Origin of the sequence: Streptomyces arenae (genome assembly GCF_022343545.1) — a bacterium.
In the GTDB taxonomy this organism is placed as follows: Bacteria; Actinomycetota; Actinomycetes; order Streptomycetales; family Streptomycetaceae; genus Streptomyces; species Streptomyces humi.
On record NZ_JAKQYH010000048.1, the window covers coordinates 26,172 to 50,335 of the forward strand.

The following is a 24,164-nucleotide window of genomic DNA, read 5'->3' on the forward strand; positions in this document are numbered from 1 at the left end:
GCGCCGGTGGTTCAGACCAGGCGGCGCGCCGTCGCCCAGCGGGTCAGCTCGTGCCGGTTGGACAGCTGCAACTTCCGCAGTACCGCCGAGACATGGGACTCGACCGTCTTCACGGAGATGAACAGCTGCTTGGCGATCTCCTTGTAGGCATAGCCGCGGGCGATGAGGCGCAGGACCTCGCGCTCGCGCTGGGTGAGGCGGTCGAGGTCCTCGTCGACCGGTGGGGCGTCGGTGGAGGCGAAGGCGTCCAGCACGAACCCGGCGAGCCGTGGGGAGAAGACGGCGTCGCCCTCCTGGACCCGGAAGATCGAGTCGACCAGGTCGGTGCCGGTGATCGTCTTGGTGACGTAGCCTCGGGCCCCGCCCCGGATCACCCCGATCACGTCCTCCGCGGCGTCGGACACGGACAGCGCGAGGAAGCGCACCGGCTGCTCGGCGTCCGCCGCCAACGGGGCGCACCGGCGCAGCACCTCGACCCCGCCGCCGCCCGGCAGGTGCACGTCGAGGAGGACCACCTCGGGTCGTGTCGCGGTGATCACCGAGACCGCCTGGTCGACGTCGGCGGCCTCCCCGACCACCTCGACACCGGTCTGCTCGGTCTGGCCGATCTCCGCCTGGACACCCGTACGGAACATCCGGTGGTCGTCGACGAGCACCACCCGCACCCGGCGCCCGGACTTCTCCGTGCCTTCCGCCGGGCCGTTCGCCTCGGTCGCGTCGCTCATGACGTGTTCTCCGCCCTCTCCATCTCCAGCTCGACCTCCGTGCCGCCGCCCGGTACGGACCGCAGACGTGCCGTGCCCCCGTGGCGCTCCATCCGGCCGATGATCGATTCTCTGACACCCATGCGGTCGGCGGGTATCGAGTCGGGATCGAACCCCGGACCGCGGTCGCGGACGGACACGAAGACCGTTCTGCCCTCGACCTCGGCGTAGACCTGGACGGCACCGCCCTCGCCACCGTACTTGGCGGCGTTGACCATCGCCTCGCGCGCGGCCTGCATCTGCGCGCCGGTCCGTTCGTCGAGCGGGCAGTCCCCGACCACCACGACCTCGATGGGTACGCCGTGCTTGTCCTCGACCTCGGCGGCGCTGCGCCGGACCGCGTCGGCGAGGGTGGCGGGTTCGTCGGCCTCGTCCTTGCCGGTGCCCTCGGGCTTGTACAGCCAGGTGCGCAGGTCGCGTTCCTGGGCGCGGGCGAGACGGCGCACCTCGCCGGCGTTCTCCGCGTTGCGCTGGATCAGGGTGAGCGTGTGCAGCACGGAGTCGTGGACGTGGGCGGCGACCTCGGCACGCTCCTGGGCGCGGATGCGCATCAGCCGTTCCTCGGAGAGGTCCTGGGTCATCCGCACCAGATACGGGCCGGCGAGCAGCGTGATGCCGACGACCACGGCGAGCGCGGCCTGGAGCACCGCGCCGATGTGCGCGGCGGAGCCCTGCATGACGAAGACGCCCGTGACACCGGCGGTGACGAGCAGGACGCCGAAGCCCGCCCGCAGCAGGCTGAGCGTCCGCCGCCTGCTGCCGACCTCGACCCAGCGGGCCCGGCGGGCGTTGTCCGCCTGGCGCCAGACCAGGGCGACACCGGCGGCGACCAGGACCGCGGGCAGGAGATAGGCCTTGGCGCCGCCGGTCAGGTTGATGCTGCCCACGAACACCAGGGACACGACGACCATGAGGAGCAGGGCGACGATCTGGCCCCGGTCCGGTTTGCGGGCGACGAGTCTGCGGCGGCCGTCCGCCGAGGTCTCGGTGGCGACCAGGGACGGCGGCTTCTGACCGCCGACCCCGCCGACGCCGAGGGGCACGAAGAACCAGAACGCGGCGTACAGCAGCGCGCCGAGGCCGTTGGCCATGAACAGGCCGACGAAGACGAGCCGGACCCAGACGACGGGCAGCCCGAGGTGCCCGGCGAGGCCCCGCGCCACTCCGCCGAGCCAGCGGCCGTCGCTGCTGCGGTAGAGCTTGCGCGGCGGCCGCGGGTCGTCGAGGGGCACTGCTGCGGCTTCCGGCATGCCACCGATGTTCACACGCCCGCGGTCGCGGAGCATCAGGGTCGACCCCGGATCCTCCCCTGATCTCCGGATCTCCTCGCGGCTGTCTTCGGAACTCCTCGCAGTTGTCTTCGGATCTCTTCGCAGCGGTCTTCGGATCTCCTCGCGGCTGAAGTCGGATCACCCATCAGCCGATCTTCGGATTTCTTTACGGCTGATCTTCGGATTTTCCTGCGGGCTCATCTTCGAATTGCCTCGCGGCGGCGCCCGTCTCCCACGGCGGCTCCGGGTCCTTCGAACGCTTCCCGGTCCGGTCTCGGGGCGGATTTCAGGGTTCTGCCAGGGTCGTCCCGACTGCCGTCGGGGCGGCGCGGCCGTCACCATTGACTCATGACAGATCACGAGCACGCCGCGACGGGTCCGGGACCCGGCCCCGGCCCGCGGCCCGCCTCGGGCACCGGGCCGTCGGATGCCGCGCCCGCCGCGACGGAGGCGACCGCGCCGGGGGCCGCCTCCGGTGCGCCCGCGGAACCGGCCGGGGAGGACTTCCCCCCGTTCCGGCGGGACCGCCGGCACAAGATGATCGCGGGCGTGTGCGCGGGGCTCGGGCGCCACACGGACCTGGACCCGGTGATCTTCCGTATCACCCTGGCCGTGCTGGCCGCGACCGGCGGCATCGGCCTCCTCTTCTACGGCTTCGCCTGGCTCTTCGTGCCGTACGAGGACGACGAGGAGAACGAGGTCCGCAAGCTGCTGACCGGCCGGGTCGACGGGCAGGCCCTGGCGGCCGTGCTGTTCGCCCTGGTCGGCTGCGGAGTGCTGCTGACGATGATCAAGAACGGCGGGGTGCTGGCCTTCGCGGTCGTGCTGTCCGTTCTGCTGGCGGGCGCCGGGTACTGGTCGCGGCGGCGCGGTGCCCCCGACCCGGACCCGCTGTCCGCCCAGGCGGTGGCCGACGCCCCGCCGGAGGCCCAGGCCCCGCCGATCCCGGTCTCCTACCCGTCGTGGTGGCGCGACCCGATCGTGAAGGACGGCACCCATGTCGGAGGCACCGGCTACCTGTGGGGTCCGGCCGACGTCCGCGGCCCCGACGCCCCGGGGATCGACTTCCGGCTCGGCACCCCGTGGGTCCACGGCCCGGAGGTCTCCGCCCGCCGTGGCGCGCCCCCCGGGCCCCGGGAGCCCCGCGGACCGCACTGGATCGGCGGCTGGATCTTCCTGTTCGCGCTGCTGGCGGGCGCCCTGGGCACGGGCCTCACCTGGGACACGCACCCCCTGGGCACCAGCCTCCAGAGCGGTCTGGCCGCGGCGCTGATCGTGTTCGGCGTGGGTACGGCGGTCAGCTCGTTCCTGGGGCGTACGGGGGCGGGCTCGCTGTTCCTGGCGCTCGTCACGGCGGCGCTGCTGGCGGGGGCGACGGCCCTGCCGTCCGACATCACCACGCACTGGTCACGCGTGTCCTGGACCCCGGCGACGGCGGCCCAGGTGGCGTCGGAGTACGACCTGGGGACCGGGGTCGGCACCCTCGACCTGACGCACATACGCGTCGCCGACGGGCGGACGGTGTCGACGGCGGCCGAGGTGAGCGCCGGCCAGCTGAAGATCGTGGTGCCGGCGGACGTGACGGTGCGGATGCGCATCGACGTGGGGGTGGGCGACATCCAGTTGCCCGGTGACGACGAGAAGGACGTGGACGTGGAGCCGGGCAGGCACAAGGACGTGACGCTGCCGCCGACGAGCGGCGCGAAACACACGGGCACGCTGGACCTGGACCTCCGGGTCGGCGCCGGACAGGTGGAGGTGACCCGTGCTGCGGCATGAGTTCCAGCCCGGGCGGCTGATCGTCGGTGTCTTCCTGACGGCGTCGGGGATCGCCTACGCCGGCGACGCGGGCGGCCTCTGGGAGACCGAGTGGTTCGCGGTCGTCCCGGCGATGGTGGCCGGTCTCGTCCTGGCCGCCGTGACGGCGTCCCTGACCCGGGCAATACGCAGGCGCCGCCGCACCACCGCCCGCCCGGAGGGTACGCCCTAGCGCAGTCCCCCGGACCGCTGTCGGCGCCGGGACCGGAGCATCGCGTCCAGGGAGAGGTAGGGGGCGCCGGCCAGGACCAGCGGGAGCCAGGCCATCAGGTAGGCGAGGTCGTTCCCGTAGTAGTACGGGGAGTTGGCCCAGCTGACCGTGAGCCAGAGGCTGAGCGAGATCAGCGCGCCGCCGAGGGCGGCGAGGCGGGCCAGCAGGCCGAAGAGCGTGCCGAGGCCGACGGCCAGCTCACCGATGGCGATCGCGGTGCCGAAGCCGACCGGGTTCTTCAGGGCCAGGTCGACCAGGGCCGGGATGGCGGCGGAGTCCCGGACGGCGCGCATGGTGTCGCCGATGGATCCCGAGCCGCCGGACTTCAGGAAGGCGCTGTCGGTCAGCTTGTCCAGCCCGGCGTAGATGAAGGTCACGCCGAGGAAGATCCGCAGGGGAAGGAGGGCGTATCGGGTGGCGGTCTCCCGCAGACCGCGATCACCGTCGAGATAGGGGGAGTGCGTGTCCGTACGAATGCCGTGAGTCATCGCCAGTAGCCGCCTCTCGCCGCCGTGCCCGGGCCCTCAACAGACCATACGTACGACAGCGGCGACCGGCTCAATCCTTCTCGGGGCGATTTTCCGAATTTCGGCTGGTCTTCGTCACCCGTGACAGTGGTGAAAGGTGGGCAAGGTGGGTCAGCGGCGAGCAGGGGCGGCCATCCGGCCCGTCACTCACCCCGCGGTTCCGCTCGGGCGGTTCAGTCCGTCACCTCGACCACGCACCGGTTGGTGGCCACCCCGGCCGCCGTGACCACCTGTACCTCGACCGAACCGGGTTCCACCTCGGCGGGGACGGGGACGGTGAGGACGTCGTCCGTGGGATTGCTGAAGCCGCCGGCGACGGGGACCAGCGGGACGTGGACGTTGACGGCACCGATACGGACGACCATGCGGGAGAGCCGGTCGGCGGTCTGGGCGCCGGGCGGGACGAAGCCGGTGCCGCGGATCTCGATGTCGTCGCCGGTGCGGATCGGGGCGTCCAGGTCACCGGCCTCGCGGGCGCGGACGACGGAGAGGATCATCGGCCGGCCACCCTCGGCGTACTTGCCGGCCAGGTAGGTCGCGGCGGAGATCAGTACCACCGTCGCGAGGCCCCAGGGCAGGTCGGGGAGCTGGTCGGGGCGGCGGGCGAGGCGTACCGCGGCGAAGACCAGGGCGACGGCGCTGATCACGACGTACTGGATGTCGGCGAAGGTGCCCCGGCCCGAGTCGTCGGTGAGGAGGTCGGCGGCGCGCGGGCGGTGGGCGCGCACCTTCTGCAGGCGCTGGCCGAGGATCCGCAGCCCGACCACCCGGCGGACCAGCACGGCGATCCCGCTGACCACGGCGAGGACGGTCACCACCCCGGCGCCGCGGGCCAGGTCGAGGCCGGAGATGAGGGCGTCCCGGTCGGCGGGCGAGGAGGCGGCGGCCAGGCGGCCGGCCAGCACGAGGACGGCGTAGGCGACGAGGAGAACCCAGGAGGCGGCGACGGTGCGGGAGGTGGACATGCGGTTGTCCTCACCGATGACGGGCGCGAGCACACCGCCGCGCGCCCGGTGGAACCAGGAGGCGGCGCTGACGGCGAGGGCCACGGTCACGGCGGCGAGCAGTCCCGCGGTGCGGGCACTGGTCCAGCCCGCGCCGATCGCGGTGAGGGCCTGGCCGAGGAGCAGCGCCAGGACGGCGCCCCACACCGTGACCACGGTGCGCAGCCAGAGCCGGGCGAGCCAGGCCCCGCCCTCGGCGCGGCCGCGGTCGGCGACGGCCTCGGCGGACTGGGCCAGTTCCTCGGAGACCCACTGCCGGGAGGCGGAGGCCGAGTGGGCCACCGCCGCGGGCAGCCCCTGCCCGGCCGCGAACTCGTCCCGTTTGAGGAGGAATTCGGCGACCGCCCGCCGATGCCCCTCGCGGGCTCCGTGCGGGCAGTCCCCGCACGTGCAGCCGCCGCCGTGGGCCCCCGAACGGGCGCCCTGCCTCGCCTCCTGCACCGCCACGTCCGACCCCAGCCTTCCCCACGCCCGGGGCACGGCGCGCAGGGCCCTCCCCGGGGCCGGACGACGCCGTGCAACTGCCTTGTGTCGAGAGCGAATTGTGCCCTACGCCACGCCGTTCTCGGTCAGCAGGCTGGTCACGACGAGTGAAGGTACGGAGGACAGGTTGACCCGGCTGCGAGAATCCCCCCATGGCCGAGATCATCCAGCGGGACGGGACCTGGGCCTTCGACGGCAGTACGGTCCGGATCACGCCGGGTCGCCACCGCTCCGTACCGCTGTTCCGGCAGACCTACGGGGAGATCGTCGTGCCCCTGGAAGCGGTGTCCGGGGTGGTGTACGAGCAGGAGCGCAAGCGGGGGCGGCTGCGGATGCGGCTGCGCGAGGGCGCGGACCCGTTGTTGCAGGCGACCGGCGGCCGGCTGCCGGAGGCGGCGGATCCGTACCGGCTGACGGTGGACGCGGACCGGTCCGGGGTGGCCGAGTACGTCGCGGCGGAGATCCGGCAGTCGCTGCTGCTGGACCAGGTCCCGGGCGAGCCCACGGAGGCGTACCTGCTGCCGGGGCCGCCGGTGCCGGTGTCGGTGCGGTCCTCGGACGGGACGGTGTCCTTCGACGGCACCCGGGTCAGGATCGACTGGGCGGACACCTCGGACCGGGTGAAGCGGGCGACCGGGCCGCGGATCATCGGCGTCGGCGATCTGGTGCGGGTGGAGTGGCTGCCCAACTCCGGCCACTGGGACGGTTTCCTGCGGTTCGTGACCCGGGAGACGGTGTTCTCGAAACTGCCGGCGGAGCGCGACCCGTACGCGCTCGACCTGTGGGGCAGTGTCCGCCGCGATCTGCTGACGGCGCTGGTCGCGGCGGCGGTCACGGCCCGGCTGCCGCATCCGTCGGCCCGGCCGGCCACCGAGTGCGCCGACCGGGACCGGTCGCCGGTTCCCCTGCCGCGTCGGCCGGCCGACCACCGCGACATACTGCTGCGCCGGCTGCGGGAGCTGGGCGAGCTGCACCGGGACGGGGTGCTCACGGACGAGGAGTTCGCGCGGACGAAGGCGGCCGTGCTGCGGGGTTTCTGAGCGGTGGGTCAGCTCAGCAGGTCCGGTTCGCTGCGGCTGATGTCCTGCCACAGCGGCTGGTAGTTGATCCAGGCCACCAGGTCGCCGCCGAGTTGTTCGCGGGTGGCGACGGCCAGTTTGTGGTCGATGAGCAGCGGCCGGCCGGCCGCCTTCGCGGTCAGCTGGACCTGCGCGGAGCGTTCCATCGACAGGAACCACCAGGCGGCCGCGTCGACGGAGTCGCCGACGGTGAGCAGCCCGTGGTTGCGCAGCACCAGCGCCTTGCGGGAGCCAAGGGCGGTGGCGATCCGGCGGCCCTCCTCGGCGTCGACGGCGACCCCCGTGTAGGCGTCGTAGAGGGCGTGGTCCTCGTAGAAGGCGCAGCTCTCCTGGCTGATGGGGTCGAGCAGGTCGCCGAGGGCGGACAGGGCGCGGCCGTGCACGGAGTGGCAGTGGGCGACGGCGACGACGTCCGGGCGGGCCGCGTGCACCTGGGCGTGCACGGTGAAGGCGGCCTGGTTGACGTGGTAGCGGCCCTCGATGACCTGGCCGTCCTGGTTGGCCAGCACCAGGTCACTGACGGTGACGTGCTTGAACGGCATGCCGAACGGGTTGACCCAGAAGCAGTTCGAGTACTCGGGGTCGCGGGCGGTGATGTGCCCGGACACACCGTCCTCGAGCCCGGCCCGGCCGAAGATCCGCAGCGCGCCCGCGAGCCGTTCCTTGCGATGCCGGCGCTCGTCGTCGAGCGACTCGTGCATCGGCGGCATCGCGAACCGGAGCTGATCGGTGGGCAGCGGCAGGGGCGGCGTGGGCCCGTGCATAGGTCCTCCAGCACTGGGTTTGTGTTACGGGCGGAAGTTACCGCCGGTCAGTGCAGGAAAACAGAGCTGTTCCGTAAAGATGACGCGCGCGAGCAATTCACGACAGAAGATGTCGGGAATCGCTACGAGACTGGCGCTCATGACGCGTACGAACTGGGCGGCCTTCACCGCCGCCGCGCCCGAGCTGGCGCACACCGCACAGGAGCGCTTCGCCCCCTACCGGCACCACGTCCTCGCCACGCTCCGCAAGGACGGTTCGCCCCGCACCTCGGGACTGGAGGTCCAGTTCCTGGACGGCGAGCTCCGGTTCGGCATGATGCCGAACTCGGTGAAGGCCCTGGACCTGCTGCGGGACCCGAGGTTCGCGCTCCAGGCCAACCCCGGGGAGGGCACCGCGATGGGCGGCACCGGGGACATCCGGATCAGCGGCCGGGCGTACGAGGTGACGGACCCGGCGGTGAAGGGACCGTACGCGCGGGAGGTGGAACCGCCCGAGGGGCCGTTCCACCTCTTCCGTACCGAGCTGACGGAGGTCGTGCGGACCTACGTCGAGGACGACACCTACCTGGTCGTCGAGTCCTGGCGGCCCGGTGGGCCGGTGCGCACGGTCAAGCGCACCTGAGCCCCCGCCAGCCCCGAAGCCCCAAGCCCGGAGCTCCCGAGGAGCCCGGGAAGGGGGCCTGGGGCCTACTCCCACTCGATGGTGCCCGGCGGCTTCGAGGTGACGTCGAGGACGACGCGGTTGACGTCGCGGACCTCGTTGGTGATCCGGGTGGAGATCTTCGCGAGGACGTCGTACGGCAGGCGGGACCAGTCGGCCGTCATGGCGTCCTCGGAGGAGACCGGGCGCAGCACGATCGGGTGGCCGTAGGTACGGCCGTCGCCCTGGACGCCGACGGAGCGGACGTCCGCGAGCAGCACCACGGGGCACTGCCAGATGTCACGGTCGAGGCCGGCCGCGGTGAGCTCCTCGCGGGCGATGGCGTCGGCGTCGCGGAGCAGGTCGAGCCGCTCCTTGGTGACCTCGCCGACGATCCGGATGCCGAGGCCCGGACCGGGGAAGGGCTGACGCTGGACGATCTCCTCGGGCAGGCCCAGTTCCTGGCCGACCATCCGGACCTCGTCCTTGAAGAGCTTGCGGAGCGGCTCGATCAGCTTGAACTCGAGGTCCTCCGGCAGCCCGCCGACGTTGTGGTGCGACTTGATGTTCGCGGTGCCGGTGCCGCCGCCGGACTCCACGACGTCCGGGTAGAGGGTGCCCTGGACCAGGAACTCCACGGCCGGGCCCGCGTCCGCGATGATCTCGGCCTGGGCCTGCTCGAAGACGCGGATGAACTCGCGGCCGATGATCTTCCGCTTCTGCTCCGGGTCGGAGACACCGGCCAGCGCTTCGAGGAAGCGGGCCTCGGCGTCGACGACGACCAGCTTGACGCCGGTCGCGGCCACGAAGTCCTTCTCGACCTGCTCGGTCTCGCCCTTGCGCATCAGGCCGTGGTCGACGTACACGCAGGTCAGCTGGTCGCCGATGGCACGGGCCACCAGGGCGGCGGCCACCGCGGAGTCGACGCCGCCGGACAGGCCGCAGATGGCGCGCCTGTCGCCGACCTGCTCGCGGATCGCGGCGACCTGCTCGTCGATCACGTTGCCCGTGGTCCAGGTGGGCTTGAGGCCCGCGCCGCGGTACAGGAAGTGCTCCAGGACCTGCTGGCCGTGCGTGGAGTGCATGACCTCCGGGTGGTACTGGACGCCGTAGAGCTTGCGCTCGTCGTTCTCGAAGGCGGCGACCGGCACGACGTCCGTGGACGCCGTGACGGCGAAGCCCTCGGGGGCGGCGGAGCAGGCGTCGCCGTGCGACATCCACACGTGCTGCTCGGCGGGGGTGCCCTCGAACAGGGTGGAGGCCGACTTGGAGACGTGCAGGTCGGTGCGGCCGTACTCACGGGCACCGGTGTTGTCGACGGTGCCGCCGAGGACCTGCGCCATCAGCTGGAAGCCGTAGCACATGCCGAAGACGGGGACGCCGGCCTCGAAGAGCGCGCGGTCCAGGCGGGGGGCGCCCTCCTCGTACACGGACGAGGGGCCGCCGGAGAGGATGATCGCCGCCGGGTTCTTGGCGAGCATCTCGGCGACCGGCATGGTGCTGGGCACGATCTCGCTGTAGACCCGGGCCTCGCGGACGCGACGGGCGATGAGCTGGGCGTACTGCGCGCCGAAGTCGACGACCAGGACGGTGTCGGGAGCGGCGGCAGCGGGAGTCGCTGATGACACGGGGTGCCTTCCGGCGGTCTGGGCGGGGGTCTGTGTCATCGATTCTAACGGGGCTCGCCGGGGCGGCTCCCGGATCAGGGTTCTGTGGCATACTCGCCCCCATGCTCACCCAGACGACCTTCCTGTTTACCTATGGCGACCGGCCCACCGGCTGCCATGGTCGTGCTGCTTGAGCAACTGACAAGCGACTTCCCCAGGCGCCCCGGGCCGACAAGGTCCGGGGCGCCTGGTGTTTCTCCGGATCATGCCGGTCCGGGCGGCCCCGGGGATCCCGTAGACGAGGAGCCCGACATGACCGCTCTCGATGTGACCGGTGCCCGTACCCCCGAGGCCGCCGACGTGATCAGCGGTGCGCGCGAGCGCATCGACGCACTGGACGATCGGATCATCGGACTGATCCAGGAACGGATGGCCGTCTCCGCCGTCGTCCAGGAGGCCCGGGTCGCCTCCGGCGGCCGGCGGGTGAACCTCTCCCGCGAGACGGAGATCCTCGGCCACTGGCGCGACGCGCTCGGCAGGCCCGGCACGGCCCTCGCGATGACGCTGCTGGAGCTGTGCCGGGGCCGTATCTGAGTCGGGCGCATCCGAGTAGGGCGTATCTGAGTCGGGCGGATCTGAGTTCGGTACGGCTCTCACCCGTACGGCGCGTGACCGGCACCCGGGCGGCTTCGTTGGTGGGGTGTCCGTGCCAGCCAGGGGCGGGCCCGAAAAACCACGCGTGGCTCGCTGGAGCGATGAGACGTACGGAACGTGCCGTGCGTCGTGGGACCTCGCTCCAGTCAAGTGACCGGACGGCAGGGGACAGCAGCCCGGTCACCCAAGATACGGCCGGCTCCGGGGACGCCCGGGGCCGACCGGCGGAAAATTGCAAAAATGCACAAGGGCTGGGTCAAACGGTTGCGGAGGCCGCGGACATCCAGCACGATGCAGAGAAGGCCACCAAGGCCTTCGCAGGTCCCAAGTCCCGGTTCAGGCAAGGGTATTGCCGTGTGCCGACCGTCCGCCAAAGGTCCAGACCCGCCGTACACCCCCAGTGCGCCGGGGCGCCGACCCAGGGTCACGGACGGTGGTACAGGGCACAGAGACCAGCGGCGCAACCCCCCGGCGCCGCTCCCCGGCACCGGCGCTGCCCTGACGTCGGTGCTGACGGAAGAAGGGCCCCGCGGCTCCGTCCCGCGGGGCCCTTCGCCTGTTCCCGGAGACCCGGGTGTTCCCGGAGACTCGGCTCAGGTGCGGCTCAACGCGTTGCACCCGTCCGGTGCCGCACCGATGTCGCGGCTGCGGTCGTACGGGTCGACGGACGGACCGGTCGGGTCGGCGCCGCCCCCGCTGGACAGCTGCGAGGGGAACTGCGGGTGCAGATAGCCGTCGTACACGTCGCAGGACGAGTTGCCCGCAGACTCGTCGTAGCGCAGCAGGTTCAGCCGGCCGGGGGTGACCCGGTAGTGCGCGGGGTCGGACAGTTCGGTGTCGACGACACGGCGCACGATGGTGCGCGCGACCTCGGTGGAGCCGTCGGCACGCACCACCGGATAGACGAAGGTGTAGTCGGCGTGCACGGCCACGCCCTCGAACTTGCCCTGCTTGAAGGTGATCCGGCCGCGCACCTTGATGACCTTCCCGGCCGGCCGCACCTCCTTCGGGTCGAAGCGGCTGAAGAGGAACAGCGGGTCGTGGGTCTTGCTGGGGCTGCGCAGTGAGGTGTTCAGGTCGTCGAGCACGCCGGGCTGTGCCGGGTCGAGCACCGAGAGCGCGGTGCCGGGGCGGGCGCCGGCCACCACCTTCGGGTTGAGGTTGGCGTCGATCAGCAGCTTCCTGGTCTGCTGGAGGGCCAGTTCGACGCGGGCCTTCGGGATAGCGCCGAGCGCGGTGGCCTTCGGCAGCACGATGCCGGCCGTACCGTCGGCCCAGCGCAGCGCCGGTGAGCCGGCGAACGGATGGGCGAGGGTGGGGGTGTCGCGGGCGACCGCGGAGGGCGGTGCCGTCGGCGCGGCGGTCTCGTCGGGGAGGGCCGAGGTGGCGGTGTCCGTGCCCGAGGACGTGCCGGTGAGCGAGCCGATCGGATCACCGGGGATCAGGGACGGGCGCATCGCCACGACGGCCAGGGCGACCACCAGCGGCACACCGACGAGCGCCCACCCCTTACGGCGCCTGGCCGCCCGCCCGTTCATCTCCTGCCAGGCGGGCCCGGTCCGCCACCCCTCGGGCTCCCCCTTCCGCCCCTTGAGCCGCTCGGTCACCTCACGGGCCCGGGCGGAGGGCTCCTTGGGGGCGGACCCGCGGATGTCCCGCTCGTTGTCACGCATGAACTGTTCCCACACCTCGTCGGGTATGGAGGAGGACGACGACGGCTCGTCCCCCGACGACTGCTCGGACCGTCTGTCAGACATGACACTCTCTCGCTCGGCCGTTCGACGGGGGTGAGGATAACCACCCCACCGAACGGCAAAGTGAAGTGACGACCGTCACATAAGGATTGTGTGAATGTGGACGCAACCATTCACAGGATTCACCGGTCACATCACCGGAACCTGCGGTCACATCCGCCCGCCGCACCTGAGTCACGGGGGTCCTTCATGAAGCTTCGTCGCGCCATGGCCGCGGCAGCCGCCACGGCTGTCATCGCGCCGCTCGCCCTGCTGTCCGCGCCGGCCGCGTTCGCGGAGGACACCCCGACGCCGACGGCGACGGAGAGCGCCCCCAGCGAGATACCGAGCGACTCGGCGTCGCCCTCCCCGTCCGACTCCGCCTCGCCGACCGGCAGCGCCTCGGCGTCCGAGTCCGCGTCGGCCTCCGCCTCGCCCAGCGACAGCGCGAGCGCCAGCGCCTCCGCGTCGGCCTCCGCCTCGACGGAGCCCTCCGAGTCGGCCGAGCCCAGCGAGGACCCGTCCGACCCGGACGTGCCGTACTGCGAGGACCTCGACGAGAACTTCGCCGACGCCAAGGTGTCCGCCGACATCAAGGGCCTGCCCGGCAAGATCGTCGCGGGCGACGGCTTCCACGCCTTCAAGCTGACCGTGACGAACGAGTCGAAGGCCGACATCGACGGCGTCGCCTTCTACGCCGAGATCGAGAACTACGAGCTGGACGAGTCGAAGTACCTCAGCCCGTACGTGGACCTGGAGTTCAAGAACCCCGACAGCGGCTCCTGGGACCGGATCGGCAGCGACGACTGGGCCGGCGACTACTTCTTCTACGTGGAGAAGCTGAAGTCGGGCGCGAGCAAGTCGGTCGACCTGCGCGTCTCCATCGACGCCAAGGCGCCCGCCGGTGACGCCTACTCCTTCGGCTCCGGTGCCTACCTCGACAAGGTCGACGGCCAGGACTGCATCGCCGAGGGCTGGGCCCAGTACGACTTCACGGTCCTCCAGGCCGGCTCGTCCAACCCCGACCCGGGTACCGCCACGCCGAGCGACAACGGCGGCAAGGACTCCGTGAAGAAGCCGCAGGGCAACGTCTCCGACCTGCCGACCGGCAACCTCGCGGAGACCGGCTCCAGCTCGGCGCTCCCGGTCATCGGCCTGGTCGGCGGGGCCGCCGTGGTGGCCGGCGCGGCCGCGGTGTTCGTGGTGCGCCGCCGGAAGGCCGGCGCCGGCGCATAGACAAGGTCGCCCGGACCGTCGTGACACGGCGGCCGCGCACCCGATGAAGAGGGACCTGGGCTCGGAGGGGGGCTCAGGTCCCTTTTCGGTGTGCGGCCGCCCGGCTACTTCTTCGGGGGTACCGCCGGGATCCCCAGGAACGGCAGCCGCAGAGCGCCGAACGCCTCCGCCGGGACCGCCGGTTCGTTCGGCTCCACCGGCCGCAGACGCCGGTACGCCTCGCCCTGCCCCGGCCGCGGGTCCGGCTCGCCCTTGTTGGGCCAGTACGACATCGCGCGCTCGGCCTGTGCCGTGATGGTGAGGGACGGGTTCACCCCCAGGTTCGCGGAGACGGCGGCGCCGTCCACGACCGAGATGCCCGGGTGGCCGTACAGCCGGTGGTAGGGGTCGATGACCCCGGTCTCCCGGGAGTCGCCGATCGGGCAGCCGCCGAGGAAGTGGGCGGTGAGCGGGGTGCCCATCAGCTCGCCGACGTTGCTGCCGGCGAAGCCGTTGATCTCGGCGGCGAGCACGGTGGCCGCTTCCGAAGCCGCCTTGATCTGCTTGGGGTTGGGCGCGCCGTGCCCCTGCCGGGCGGTGAGCAGGCCCTTGCCGACGCCGTCCGGTTTCAGGTAGGTCGTCAGGGAGTTGTCCAGGGACTGCATGACGAGGCCGATGATGGTCCGCTCCGACCAGCGCCGGTTGGAGAGCGAGCGCAGCACCAGGAGCGGGTGCCGGGCCGCGTTCGCCAGCCAGCCGAGGACCCGGGAGGAGCCCTCCGCGTACGGCACCTGGAGGATCGACAGGCCGCCCATCGCGTTGGAGCCCTTGCCGTAACGGACCGGCTCGATGTGCGTGTTCTCGTCCGGATGGATGGAGGACGTGATCGCGACGCCCTTGGTGAAGTCGGCCTTCGGGGTGCCGTGCGCCCTGCGGTAGCGGCGGTCGTCGGTCTGGGCGCCCACCAGGGCCTCGGAGTTGGTCCGGGTGAGGTCGCCCAGCCGGTCCGAGAGGTACGGGAGCTGGCCGCCCGCCTTCATCCGGTGCAGGAGGGTCTGGGTGCCGTACGTGCCGGCGGCGATGACGACCCGGCGCGCCTTGAAGATCCGGCCCTTCGCCTTCTTCCTGTCGTCGGTGGGGAGGGTCGCGACCGCGTAGCCGCCCTGGGAGTCGTCGGTGACGGAGACGACGGTGGTCATGGGGTGGACGACCGCGCCCGCCTGTTCGGCGAGGTGCAGGTAGTTCTCGTTGAGGGTGTTCTTCGCGCCGTGCCGGCAGCCGGTCATGCACTCGCCGCACTCGGTGCAGGCGTTGCGGGCGGGGCCCGCGCCGCCGAAGTAGGGGTCGTCCACCGGGTCGCCGGGGGCCGCCTTCGACTCGCCGTCGGCGTCCTTGCCGTCGCCGAAGAAGACGCCGACCGGGGCGAGGTGGAAGGAGTCGCCGACGCCGAGTTTCTCCGCCGCCGCCTTCAGGTGGACGTCGGAGGGGGTCATGGTGGGGTTGAGCCGCACCCCGAGCATGCGCTGGGCCTGGTCGTAGTACGGCTTCAGCTCGTCCTGCCAGTCCGTGATGTCCCGCCACTGGGGGTCGTCGAAGAAGGGCTTCGGCGGGATGTAGAGGGTGTTGGCGTAGTTGAGCGAGCCGCCGCCCACCCCGGCGCCGGCGAGGACCATGACGTTGCCGAGGAGGTGGATGCGCTGGATGCCGTAGCAGCCGAGCTGCGGGGCCCAGAGGTAGTTCCTGATGTCCCAGGAGTTCTTGGGAAGGGTGTCGCGGGAGAAGCGGCGGCCGGCTTCCAGGACGCCGACGCGGTAACCCTTCTCGGTGAGGCGCAGGGCGGTCACGGAGCCGCCGAAGCCGGAGCCGACGACCAGGACGTCGTAGTCATAGGTGTCCTGAGACAACGTGCCATCTCCCCTTTGAGTGTGCACTGCGGGTGCTCGGTGGCTGGTCGCGCAGTTCCTCCCCCAGCCTTCGGCCGGGGGCGCCCCCAGCGCCCCTGAAAAGCGGGTCGGCTAACGCAGCCTCAGTGCCTTCATCACCTTCAGACTCGTGCTCATGAAGGCGGCGTACTTCTCGTCGTCCATGCCCAGTGAGGGGGCCATCGGCAGCAGGCGCTGCTGGGCCACCGTCTGGGCCTCCGTGTACTTGAGGATGCCCTCCGAGCCGTGGCGGCGGCCCAGGCCCGAGTCCTTCATGCCGCCCATCGGGGACTGGACGCTGCCGTAGGCCGGGGCGTAGCCGTCGTTGACGTTCACGGTGCCGGTGCGCAGGCGGGCGGCGACGGCGCGGCCGCGGCCGCCGTTCTTCGTCCAGACCGAGGAATTGAGGCCGTACGGCGTGCCGTTGGCGTGCTCGATCGCCTCGTCGTCCGTCTTGAAGCGGTAGAGGGAGACGACCGGGCCGAAGGTCTCCTCCGTGCAGACGGCCATCGCGTCCTCGACGCCGTCGAGAATGGTGGGTTCGTAGAAGTAGGGGCCGACGTCGGGGCGGGCGGTGCCGCCGGCCAGGACGGTCGCGCCCTTCTCGACGGCCTCCGCCACGTGCCGGGTGACGGTCTCCAACTGCCGTTCGCCGACCAGGGATCCCATGTCGGCGCCGTAGGCGAGGGAGCGGCCGAGGCGCATGGCCCTGGTACGGGCGGCGAAGCGCTCGACGAAGGCGTCGGCGATCGACTCGTGGACGTACAGCCGCTCGATGGAGATGCACAGCTGGCCCGCCGAGGAGAAGCAGGCGCGGACCGCGCCGGCGGCCGCCTTCTCGATGTCGGCGTCCTCGAGGACCAGCATGGCGTTCTTGCCGCCCAGTTCGAGGGAGACGCCGACGAGACGGGCCGCGGCGCCCTGGGCGACCTCGCGGCCGGTGCGGGTGGAGCCGGTGAACGAGACGTAGTCGGCGTGCCGGACGACCTCGGGTCCGACGACCGGACCGTCCCCGATGACGACCTGGAAGACGTCGGCGGGCAGGCCGGCCTCGATGAGCAGGTCACGCGCCCACAGCGCGGTCAGGCAGGTCTCGGTGTCGGGCTTCATGACGACCGCGTTGCCCGCGACGAAGGCGGGGAGCGCGTCGCCCACGGAGAGTTCGAGGGGGTAGTTCCAGGGGGCGATCTGGCCGACCACACCACGCGGGTGGCGCAGTTCGGTGACCTTGGTGAGGGTGGGCATGGCGCCCGTGTGCCGCTTGGGCCTGAGGTAGGAGGGAGCCTTGCGGCCGTAGTGGCGGGAGGCGACGGCGACGGCCTGGACCTCCTCGTGGGCGTGCAGGCGGGCCTTGCCGGTCTCCAGCTGGATGAGGTCGAGGACCTCGGCCTGCCGTTCCAGGACCAGGTCGTGGAAGCGGAGCAGGACGGCGGCGCGCTGCCGTACCGGCACCTTGGCCCAGACGGCCTGGGCGGCGCGGGCCGCGTCGAAGGCCTTCGCCACGTCCTCGGGGGTGGACTCGGGCAGGTCGGCCAGCTTCTCGCCGGTGAACGGCGTGTGGTTGGCCGTGCGTCCGGAGCCGACGACGCCCTTGGTGAGCTGGGCGACCAACTCGGGCGTGACCACGTCGGCGGCCGTTCGGGCCCCCGCGGGGGCGGGAGCGAGGGGGTTCGTGCCGGTGGGGGCCGGTGCGTGCGCCGGGGCCTGCGAGTCCGTCATGAGCCGCAGGGTATTCGGGAGCGAAGCCTTTGGGTACCCGTGGGTAACCCGGTTTCACGGAGTACACACACGCCGCCAGTGATCACTGGCAGGGAATGCGCTGATCAGGAGGTTGGACGGGGACGATCAGCGCGCTCCGGTTTTTTGGCGAGGAGGAGACCGAGGGCGGCGAGCGGGGTGAGGCGGCGCGGTTCCGCGGCCGACCGGTCCGGCCCGGCCGTCGCCTCCGGCCCGGCCGTCGCCTCCGGTCCGGCGGCCGTCGCTTCCGGTCCGGCGGCCGTCGCTTCCGGTCCGGCCGTCGCCGCCGGGGCAGCGACCGGGGCCGGTGCCGACGGGGACTCGGTCACCCACGCGGGAAGCTCCGTGCCGGCAACCTCGGCCAGCGCCACGGCGGCGTCGACGGCCGTCGGCCGGGCCTCGGGATCGGGAGCGAGGAGTTCCTCCAGCAGCGCCCCGAGGGCGCCGTCCGTCTGCGCCCCGAGGGCGCCGTCCGTGTGCGTCACGGTGGCACGGAGCAGCGCGCCCAGGGACCACAGGTCGGAGGCCGGCCCGGCGGCCCCGCGCTCCTCGCCGTACTCGGGGGCGACGAAACCGCCGGACCCCGGCCCGGCGCCGGTACCGAAGTCGGTGACGACGACACGCTCGCCGTCCGCCGCGAGGAGCACGTTGGACGGCTTGAGGTCCCGGTGCACGATCCCGACGCAGTGCGCGGCGTGCAGCGCGCCGAGCACGGCGAGCGCGACACGGGCGGCCTCGGCGGGCGGCAGCGGGCCGTCGGCGGCAAGGACCGTCTCCAGGGACCGGCCGTCCACCAACTCCATCACGACCCAGGGAAGTTCGTCCTCCAGGAGGACGTCGTGAATGGCGACGGCGGCCGGATGGTCGACGCGGGCGGCGGCGCGGGCCTCGTGCAGCAGGCGGTGCGCGGCGCGTTGCCGTTCCTCGTCGTCCGGATCGCCGGACAGCCGCGGCTCCTTGACGGCGACGGCACGGCCGTCCTGCTCGTCACGGGCGCGCCACACGGTGCCGGCCGGCCCGGAGCCGACGGGCTCGGCGAGCCGGTAGCGCCCGCCGATCAGACGTCCCTCGACCGGCTGTTCGCCGTCATCGCTCATGTCACATGAGTACCTTGCACACCATGCCGTTGTCGAAGCGGCGCGGTCAGAGGCCCGCGGTCCGACGCGGACGCCCGTGCCGCCTGACCACGTCGCCGGTCCGCCCCGCCGCCGGGCCGGTAAAGTCCCATGAATGCCGAGAGTCAAGGTCAGCGTCATCGTTCCCGTGTACAACACCGGGAAGTACGTCGACGAGTGCGCGCCGTCGCTGCTGGAGCAGAGCCTGCCCGCCGACGAGTACGAGGTCATCTACGTCGACGACGGGTCGACGGACGACACGCTGTCCCGGCTGGAGAAGATCGCCGCCGGGCACCCGAACGTCCAGGTGCACACGCGACCGAACTCGGGCTGGCCCGGCGCCCCCCGCAACCTCGGCATGCGGCACGCCCGGGGCCAGTACATCCAGTTCGTCGACCACGACGACAAGCTCGGCCCCGAGGCCCTGGAACGCCTCTACGAGCACGCCAGACGCAACGACGCCGACGTCGTGCTCGGCAAGATGTCCAGCACCATGGTCCGGCCCCGCCGCCTGTTCCGGCACACCGTCGACGCCTGCACCATCGAGAACGACGAGCTCATGCAGAGCATGTCGCCGCACAAGATGTTCCGGCGGGCCTTCGTCGAGGAACACGGCCTGCGCTTCCCGGAAGGGCCGTGGATCCTGGAGGACCTGCTCTTCGTCAGCGCCGCCTACCTCAAGGCCGAGCGGATCTCGGTCCTCGCCGACTACCCCTGCTACTACTGGATGAAGCGGGACGACGGCGGCAACAACACCCAGCACCGCTTCAACCCGCGGCACGGCTTCTGGGCCAACACCCGCACCGTCGTCCGCCAGATCAAGGACGGCACCCGGCCCTCCGACGACCTCGACGCCCTCCAGAACCGGCTCCTGCACCGCCTCTACCACGTCGAGGTCCTGTCCCGGGCCCGCGAGCCCGAGATCCTCCGCGAGGACCCCGCCGAGCAGCGCCCGCGTTTCGAGGCCGCCCGCGAGCTGGCGCTGACGGAGTTCCCGGTGGCCGTCCGCGAGGGCCTGCCCGCGGTGTCCCGGCTCCGCGCCGAACTCCTCGAACGCGGCGACTTCGACGGGGCCGCCGCCCTCGCCGGACGCGTCCGCGAGGTGAAGGCCCGCACCGAGGTGGGCACCCCGCACTGGGCCGACGGCAGCCTGGTCGCCGACGTCACGCTCAGCCTCCTGCGCGGCGACGGCGAGCCGCTGGTCCTCGTCGAACGGGACGGGAAGCACTGGCTCGACCCGGAGCTGGTGGCCGGTGTGCCGGGAACCGACGACGGCTGGGAGGTCCGCGACCCGTTCCGGCTGGCTTACGCCGAACTGGTGGTCAAGGACCGGGACCGGGAGGACTGGTGGTACCCGGAGGGCGATCTCACGGTCGAGCTCCGGCCGCTCGGTGAGGGCCGCTCGCAGCTCGTCGCCACCGGCCGGCTGCGCCTCGATCCCGAACGGCTCGCCGGTGGCCGGCCGTTGGAGCGCGGGGTGCACGACGTGTGGGCGTTCGTGCAGCTGCTCGGCGTCGACCGGATGGTCCGGGTGACCGGCGACGGCACGCCCGGCACCCCGGCCGCGGGCCCCGCGCTGACCGGCGGCCGGCTCGCCCTGCCGTACTGGACGGGCAGCGGCCAGCTGGCCCTCGACATCGACCAGCGGCAGCGGAAGCTGGCCGCGGACACGGCCCCGGCGAGTGCCGCCGACACCGGACGCGGCGAGGGGGCGGCGCTCCCGCTGCCGTACATCGCGGCCACGGGCGGCGCCGCGGCGCGCGTCAAGGTCGGTGTGGGCACGGTGACGGTACGGGCGGAGCTGGTGCCCGAGGCGGGGACGGCACTGCTGCGGCTCCCGGCGCGCCTGCACGTGCCCGCCGGCCGGCATCCGGTCACGCTCCCGAAGGCGTCGGCGCCGATCGCGTACGCGGTGGTCCGGGACGGTGCGGTGCTGCGCCTGGAGGGTCCGTCGTACCGGCCGAACCCGACGCGCCGGTTCCTGGACGCGGCGTCGGACGCCCTGCGACGCGTCAGACGCGCTCCCCGCTAGCGGCGGCCGGCTCCGCCGTGCCGTCCTCAGCCCGCCGTGAACGTGTCCAGGGCGACGTCGAAGTACTCCCGTGCCTCCCGCACCTTCCCGACCGGCGCCGACACCCACACGTCGTACAGCCGTCCGTTCTCCTCCCAGCAGAGGTCGTAGGTGTGGCGGGGGCCCTCCGTCGCGCTGAAGCCCTTCCAGGTGAACTCCCAGAAGGCGGCCGGGTGCCCGGAGTGGGTGGTGTCGGAGACCCGGCCGTCGTGGTAGCCCGGGTTGGTGCTCGGTCCCTCGGCCGCCGCCCGCCGCATCACCGTCCCCGGGCCGCCGGCCGGCGACTCCGAGACCTTGACGCCGAGCCGGAAGGTCTGCCCCGGTGACAGGTAGAAGACCCGCTCGCCCTGCGGATCGCGGGTGAAGCCCTCCGGCACCGCGAGCGAGAAGCCGGCCGGGTCCTGCGCGAAGCGGTATCCGGAGGGCACGGTGCGCGAGCCGGTGGCCGGAGCCGAGGGGGAGGCCGGGGACGAGGTCGGCGGCGGGGTGGGCGAGTCGGTCTCCTGGTAGGACGCGGAGACGGCCGTCGTGGCGGCGGGGCCCGGCGTGCCGCCGCCCCCGTCCCCGTGGAACAGCAGGGTCGCCGCCGACACGCCCGCCCCGGCCACCGCGGCGACCAGCAGCGCGGCCACCAGCACCCCGCGCGTGGCGGTCCGCGGCGCGGCGGCGGCCACGGGCTGCGGCCGCGGCACGTCCCGCTGGGTCGGCGTGTACGACGCCGCGCCGGAGCTCTCCGTCGCGGCCGGGGCCGCCACGGCCCCCGTCGCCAGGTACTCGCGCAGCATCCGCTCGGCCTCCGCCGCGCCCAGCCGCCGCTCGGGATCCCGCTCCAGCAGCCCCCGTACGACGGGCAGCAGCGGCTCCGCCTGGGCCGGTGGCCGGATCTCGTCGGAGACCACGGCGTGCAGGATCCCGCCGAGCGAGTCGCGCCGGAACGGCGACTCGCCGCTGAGCGCCGCGCACAGCAGCGCGCCCAGCGACCACAGGTCGGACGCCGGGCCGGACCGCGAGCCGGACATCCGCTCCGGCGCGGTGTACTCGGGCGACCCGACGAAGGAACCGGTCTCGGTGAGCGTGGTGGCGCCCGCGACCTGGGCGATGCCGAAGTCGGTGAGCACGGCCCGTCCGGTGCCGGCCTCGACGAGCACGTTCGCCGGTTTGATGTCCCGGTGCAGCACCCCGGCGTCGTGCGCCGTCCGCACCGCGCTCAGCAGGTCGCTCCCGATCCGCGCGGCCTCGGCGACGTCCACCGGCCCGCCCCGGGAGATCCGGTCGGCGAGCGAACCGCCGTCGACCAGCTCCATGACGATGTACGGCCGGCCGCCGTCCTCCACCACGTCGTGGACGACGATGATGTGCGGGTGGTGCAGCTGCGCGACCGCCTGCGCCTCACGCAGGGTGCGCTCGCGGCGCAGCCGGGCCTCGTCGTCGGAGAGGGTGTCGTCGACGGTGAGCTCCTTGACGGCGACCTCCCGTCCCAGCAGCTGGTCGGTGGCCCGCCACACGACGCCCATGCCTCCGCGTCCGAGCCGCGCCCCCAGGCGATACCGCCCCGCGACCAGACGTACGGCGTCGTCCCCCGGATTCACCATGGAGCCCATGATGCCCCACCGGACCCCGGGCTTCCGGACGGTGACCGGCCAAGCCCCCACGGCCCGGACGCCCGGCGGCGGCTCAGCCCGAGGTCCCCGGGTCCCAGCTCTGCAGCACCCACTTGAACTGCTTGCTCGCGGTCGCCCAGTCCACCGCGGGCGAGGACATGTAGATCGCGTACTCGACGCCGTCCCGCGAGTAGTAGGTCTCCTCGATGGCGCGCCGCGGTCCCGCCGCGTTCGCCCCGTCCTTCTTCAGCGCGGTCCAGGTGTAGTCCCAGACCGCCCCGGGCCGGTCCCGGTAGGTGTTCTTCTGCATGGTCACGCGGTGGTAGTCGACCAGCCGCTGCAACTGCTGCTCCAGGTCCTGCTGGTGCGCGAGCGCGTCGGAGAAGTCGGGCGAGCTGTCGATGGCGACGCGCAGGAAGTGCCTGCCGTTGTCGGGCGAGTAGTCGATCTGCTTCAGGTCGCCGTCGATGCCGTAGACGGTGCGCTTCCAGCCCTTGGGCAGGGAGAGGCTGAAGCCGAGCGGGTCGTGCTTGGCCACCCAGTCGGTGGGGACCGCGCCGTCCGGGGCGGCGGTCGCGCCCGGCGAGGAGGACGAGGAGGACCCCGACGTGGCGGGCGAGGCCACGCTGCCGGTGTCGTCCTTCTCCTGTCCGAAGCCCCACTGCTGCAACGCCACCGCCGCGCCGCCGCCGAGCAGCGCGGCCACGGCGACGACGAGCGCGAGCGTGCGCAGCCGGCGCCGTCTGGGGTGCACGGCACCGGGGCCTGACGGCCCGCCGACGGCCGTCCGCGGGGTCGTGGAACTGCCTCCGGAGGGCGGCCGGACCTCGTACGAACCGCCGTAGAGACCGTCGTACGAGTCGCTGTGCGAACCCCGCTGGGAGCCGCTCCGCGAGTCCTGGTGCGAGCCGCTGCCGTAGGCCCCGTCCCACGAGCCGCCGTACGACGGCTGGTGCGAGGTCGCCCCGGGCACGCCGGAGTCCAGGCGGGTGCCGCCGCCGAGCTGCGACCGTGTCGGCACGTACGCCTGTGCCGCGCTGGGCCGCCGGCCCTCGGCGGCCTCGGCGAGCATCTGCTCGGCCTCTTCGGGGGTCGGCCGCTGGGCCGGTTCCTTGCGCAGCAGCGCGGTGATGACGGGCTCCAGCGCGCCGGCCGCCCGTGGCTCGCCGGCCTCGTCCTCGACGACCGCCTGCATGGTGGTCAGCGGCGAGGTACGGCGGAACGGCGAGCGCCCCTCGACGGCCGTGTACAGGGTCGCGCCGAGCGCCCACAGGTCGGAGGACGGCCCGGGGTCGTGCCCGCGCACGCGCTCCGGCGCGAGGTAGTCGACGGATCCGACGACCTCCCCGGTCCGGGTGATGGTCGTGTCGCCCTCGATCTGCGCGATGCCGAAGTCGGTGAGGAGCACCCGGCCGTCCCGGCCGAGCAGCACGTTGCCCGGCTTGACGTCCCGGTGCAGCACTCCGGCGCTGTGCGCGGCGCGCAGCGCGCGCAGCACCCACAGCCCGATCCGGGCGGCCTCGCGCGGCTCGATGCGCCCCTGCTCCTTGACCGCGTCGGCCAGCGAGTGGCCCTCGACCAGCTCCATGACGATCCACGGTCGGCCGTCGTGTTCGAGTACGTCGTGGACGGTGACGACGGCCGAGTGGTTGATGCGGGCCGCGGCCCGGGCCTCGGCCCGGGTGCGCGCCAGCAGGATGGCCTGGTCGCCCTCGGAGACGTAGAGCGCGGCCGTCAACTCCTTGATGGCGACAGCCCGGTGCAGCACTTCGTCATGGGCGCGCCACACCCGGCCCATGCCGCCGCTGCCGATGGTGTCGGCGAGCCGGTACCGGCCCGCTATGAGCAGGCCCTGCATCTGATTCACGTTGCCCCGCAATGCTCTTGTCAGGGCCAGACTAAGGACCGGCCTGTGGTCATGGAACCAGTGGGGTCCCACGGAGACAGC

Annotated in this window: 19 protein-coding genes; 7 read left to right on the plus strand and 12 right to left on the minus strand. The window is 72.5% G+C overall.

Annotated elements, in window-relative coordinates; translation table 11 throughout:
• Positions 1-11: 11 nt before the first annotated feature.
• Both MB828_RS21355 and MB828_RS21360 read right to left on the minus strand, forming a co-directional pair.
• Positions 12-725 carry a LuxR C-terminal-related transcriptional regulator gene (locus MB828_RS21355; protein WP_046733134.1) on the minus strand — a complete coding sequence of 238 codons (714 nt, stop codon included), beginning with the start codon at positions 723-725 and terminating at the stop codon, positions 12-14.
• Complete coding sequence (locus MB828_RS21360; RefSeq protein WP_301649594.1) at positions 722-2,014, minus strand: ATP-binding protein; 1,293 nt, start codon at positions 2,012-2,014, stop codon at positions 722-724. Before MB828_RS21360 ends, MB828_RS21355 begins: the two co-directional genes overlap by 4 nt.
• A gap of 369 nt (positions 2,015-2,383) precedes the next feature.
• Here MB828_RS21360 and MB828_RS21365 point away from each other — a divergent pair, with 369 nt between their 5' ends.
• Entirely contained in the window at positions 2,384-3,814 is a 1,431-nt protein-coding gene (locus MB828_RS21365) for a PspC domain-containing protein (protein WP_301649595.1), read from the plus strand.
• Positions 3,801-4,025, plus strand: coding sequence for a hypothetical protein (locus MB828_RS21370; RefSeq protein ID WP_301649596.1), 225 nt, complete (start codon positions 3,801-3,803; stop codon positions 4,023-4,025). The genes MB828_RS21365 and MB828_RS21370 overlap by 14 nt, the downstream gene beginning before the upstream one ends.
• On the opposite strand, the gene MB828_RS21375 is transcribed toward MB828_RS21370, so the two are convergent.
• Both MB828_RS21375 and MB828_RS21380 read right to left on the minus strand, forming a co-directional pair.
• Complete coding sequence (locus MB828_RS21375; RefSeq protein WP_301649597.1) at positions 4,022-4,552, minus strand: DoxX family protein; 531 nt, start codon at positions 4,550-4,552, stop codon at positions 4,022-4,024. The two genes, MB828_RS21370 and MB828_RS21375, sit on opposite strands and share 4 nt — an antisense overlap.
• A 212-nt stretch (positions 4,553-4,764) precedes the next feature.
• Positions 4,765-6,042, minus strand: coding sequence for a hypothetical protein (locus MB828_RS21380; RefSeq protein ID WP_301649598.1), 1,278 nt, complete (start codon positions 6,040-6,042; stop codon positions 4,765-4,767).
• A gap of 188 nt (positions 6,043-6,230) precedes the next feature.
• On the opposite strand from MB828_RS21380, the gene MB828_RS21385 reads away from it, so the two are divergent.
• Positions 6,231-7,118, plus strand: coding sequence for a DUF4429 domain-containing protein (locus MB828_RS21385; RefSeq protein ID WP_301649599.1), 888 nt, complete (start codon positions 6,231-6,233; stop codon positions 7,116-7,118).
• An 8-nt stretch (positions 7,119-7,126) separates the two neighbouring features.
• Here MB828_RS21385 and MB828_RS21390 read toward each other — a convergent pair whose 3' ends face one another.
• Entirely contained in the window at positions 7,127-7,921 is a 795-nt protein-coding gene (locus tag MB828_RS21390; RefSeq protein ID WP_133028831.1) for a class II aldolase/adducin family protein, read from the minus strand.
• A gap of 139 nt (positions 7,922-8,060) precedes the next feature.
• On the opposite strand from MB828_RS21390, the gene MB828_RS21395 reads away from it, so the two are divergent.
• Positions 8,061-8,543, plus strand: coding sequence for a pyridoxamine 5'-phosphate oxidase family protein (locus MB828_RS21395; protein WP_301649600.1), 483 nt, complete (start codon positions 8,061-8,063; stop codon positions 8,541-8,543).
• Positions 8,544-8,608: 65 nt separating this feature from the next.
• On the opposite strand, the gene guaA is transcribed toward MB828_RS21395, so the two are convergent.
• Positions 8,609-10,189 (minus strand): glutamine-hydrolyzing GMP synthase, encoded by a 1,581-nt coding sequence (guaA, locus tag MB828_RS21400; RefSeq protein WP_301649601.1) that lies wholly within the window; start codon positions 10,187-10,189, stop codon positions 8,609-8,611.
• A gap of 291 nt (positions 10,190-10,480) precedes the next feature.
• Between guaA and MB828_RS21405 the strand changes: the two genes are divergently transcribed.
• On the plus strand, positions 10,481-10,762 hold the full coding sequence (locus tag MB828_RS21405; protein ID WP_133028828.1) for a chorismate mutase: 282 nt from the start codon (positions 10,481-10,483) through the stop codon (positions 10,760-10,762).
• Positions 10,763-11,415: 653 nt separating this feature from the next.
• On the opposite strand, the gene MB828_RS21410 is transcribed toward MB828_RS21405, so the two are convergent.
• Positions 11,416-12,579 (minus strand): hypothetical protein, encoded by a 1,164-nt coding sequence (locus MB828_RS21410; protein WP_301649602.1) that lies wholly within the window; start codon positions 12,577-12,579, stop codon positions 11,416-11,418.
• A 186-nt stretch (positions 12,580-12,765) separates the two neighbouring features.
• Between MB828_RS21410 and MB828_RS21415 the strand changes: the two genes are divergently transcribed.
• Entirely contained in the window at positions 12,766-13,791 is a 1,026-nt protein-coding gene (locus tag MB828_RS21415) for an LAETG motif-containing sortase-dependent surface protein (protein WP_301649603.1), read from the plus strand.
• Between the two features lie 104 nt (positions 13,792-13,895).
• On the opposite strand, the gene MB828_RS21420 is transcribed toward MB828_RS21415, so the two are convergent.
• The 3 genes from MB828_RS21420 to MB828_RS21430 all read right to left on the minus strand — a co-directional run bounded on the left by MB828_RS21420 (position 13,896) and on the right by MB828_RS21430 (position 18,526).
• A complete protein-coding gene (locus tag MB828_RS21420; protein ID WP_301649604.1) occupies positions 13,896-15,674 on the minus strand; it encodes a GMC family oxidoreductase N-terminal domain-containing protein in 1,779 nt (592 codons plus the stop codon).
• 111 nt (positions 15,675-15,785) lie between these two features.
• The gene (locus MB828_RS21425; protein WP_301649605.1) at positions 15,786-17,411 is read right to left on the minus strand and encodes a succinic semialdehyde dehydrogenase; all 1,626 of its coding nucleotides are present in this window, start codon (positions 17,409-17,411) and stop codon (positions 15,786-15,788) included.
• A 104-nt stretch (positions 17,412-17,515) separates the two neighbouring features.
• The gene (locus tag MB828_RS21430) at positions 17,516-18,526 is read right to left on the minus strand and encodes a serine/threonine-protein kinase (protein WP_301649606.1); all 1,011 of its coding nucleotides are present in this window, start codon (positions 18,524-18,526) and stop codon (positions 17,516-17,518) included.
• A gap of 133 nt (positions 18,527-18,659) precedes the next feature.
• Between MB828_RS21430 and MB828_RS21435 the strand changes: the two genes are divergently transcribed.
• On the plus strand, positions 18,660-20,576 hold the full coding sequence (locus MB828_RS21435) for a glycosyltransferase family 2 protein (protein ID WP_301649607.1): 1,917 nt from the start codon (positions 18,660-18,662) through the stop codon (positions 20,574-20,576).
• A gap of 26 nt (positions 20,577-20,602) precedes the next feature.
• On the opposite strand, the gene MB828_RS21440 is transcribed toward MB828_RS21435, so the two are convergent.
• Both MB828_RS21440 and MB828_RS21445 read right to left on the minus strand, forming a co-directional pair.
• Positions 20,603-22,207: a serine/threonine-protein kinase gene (locus MB828_RS21440; protein WP_301649608.1), complete on the minus strand. Its 1,605-nt coding sequence runs from the start codon at positions 22,205-22,207 to the stop codon at positions 20,603-20,605.
• Positions 22,208-22,289: 82 nt separating this feature from the next.
• Entirely contained in the window at positions 22,290-24,074 is a 1,785-nt protein-coding gene (locus tag MB828_RS21445) for a serine/threonine-protein kinase (RefSeq protein WP_301649609.1), read from the minus strand.
• Between the last annotated feature and the right edge of the window lie 90 nt (positions 24,075-24,164).

Coding starts and splice junctions, on each gene's coding strand:
- MB828_RS21440 (WP_301649608.1), bottom strand. CDS start 22,207: ATGGTGAATCCGGGGGACGACGCCGTACGTCTGGTCGCGGGGCGGTAT.
- MB828_RS21445 (WP_301649609.1), bottom strand. CDS start 24,074: ATGCAGGGCCTGCTCATAGCGGGCCGGTACCGGCTCGCCGACACCATC.
- MB828_RS21415 (WP_301649603.1), top strand. CDS start 12,766: ATGAAGCTTCGTCGCGCCATGGCCGCGGCAGCCGCCACGGCTGTCATC.
- MB828_RS21375 (WP_301649597.1), bottom strand. CDS start 4,552: ATGACTCACGGCATTCGTACGGACACGCACTCCCCCTATCTCGACGGT.
- MB828_RS21385 (WP_301649599.1), top strand. CDS start 6,231: ATGGCCGAGATCATCCAGCGGGACGGGACCTGGGCCTTCGACGGCAGT.
- MB828_RS21395 (WP_301649600.1), top strand. CDS start 8,061: ATGACGCGTACGAACTGGGCGGCCTTCACCGCCGCCGCGCCCGAGCTG.
- MB828_RS21360 (WP_301649594.1), bottom strand. CDS start 2,014: ATGCCGGAAGCCGCAGCAGTGCCCCTCGACGACCCGCGGCCGCCGCGC.
- MB828_RS21355 (WP_046733134.1), bottom strand. CDS start 725: ATGAGCGACGCGACCGAGGCGAACGGCCCGGCGGAAGGCACGGAGAAG.
- MB828_RS21365 (WP_301649595.1), top strand. CDS start 2,384: ATGACAGATCACGAGCACGCCGCGACGGGTCCGGGACCCGGCCCCGGC.
- MB828_RS21430 (WP_301649606.1), bottom strand. CDS start 18,526: ATGAGCGATGACGGCGAACAGCCGGTCGAGGGACGTCTGATCGGCGGG.
- MB828_RS21435 (WP_301649607.1), top strand. CDS start 18,660: ATGCCGAGAGTCAAGGTCAGCGTCATCGTTCCCGTGTACAACACCGGG.
- MB828_RS21405 (WP_133028828.1), top strand. CDS start 10,481: ATGACCGCTCTCGATGTGACCGGTGCCCGTACCCCCGAGGCCGCCGAC.
- MB828_RS21425 (WP_301649605.1), bottom strand. CDS start 17,411: ATGACGGACTCGCAGGCCCCGGCGCACGCACCGGCCCCCACCGGCACG.
- MB828_RS21390 (WP_133028831.1), bottom strand. CDS start 7,921: ATGCACGGGCCCACGCCGCCCCTGCCGCTGCCCACCGATCAGCTCCGG.
- MB828_RS21410 (WP_301649602.1), bottom strand. CDS start 12,579: ATGTCTGACAGACGGTCCGAGCAGTCGTCGGGGGACGAGCCGTCGTCG.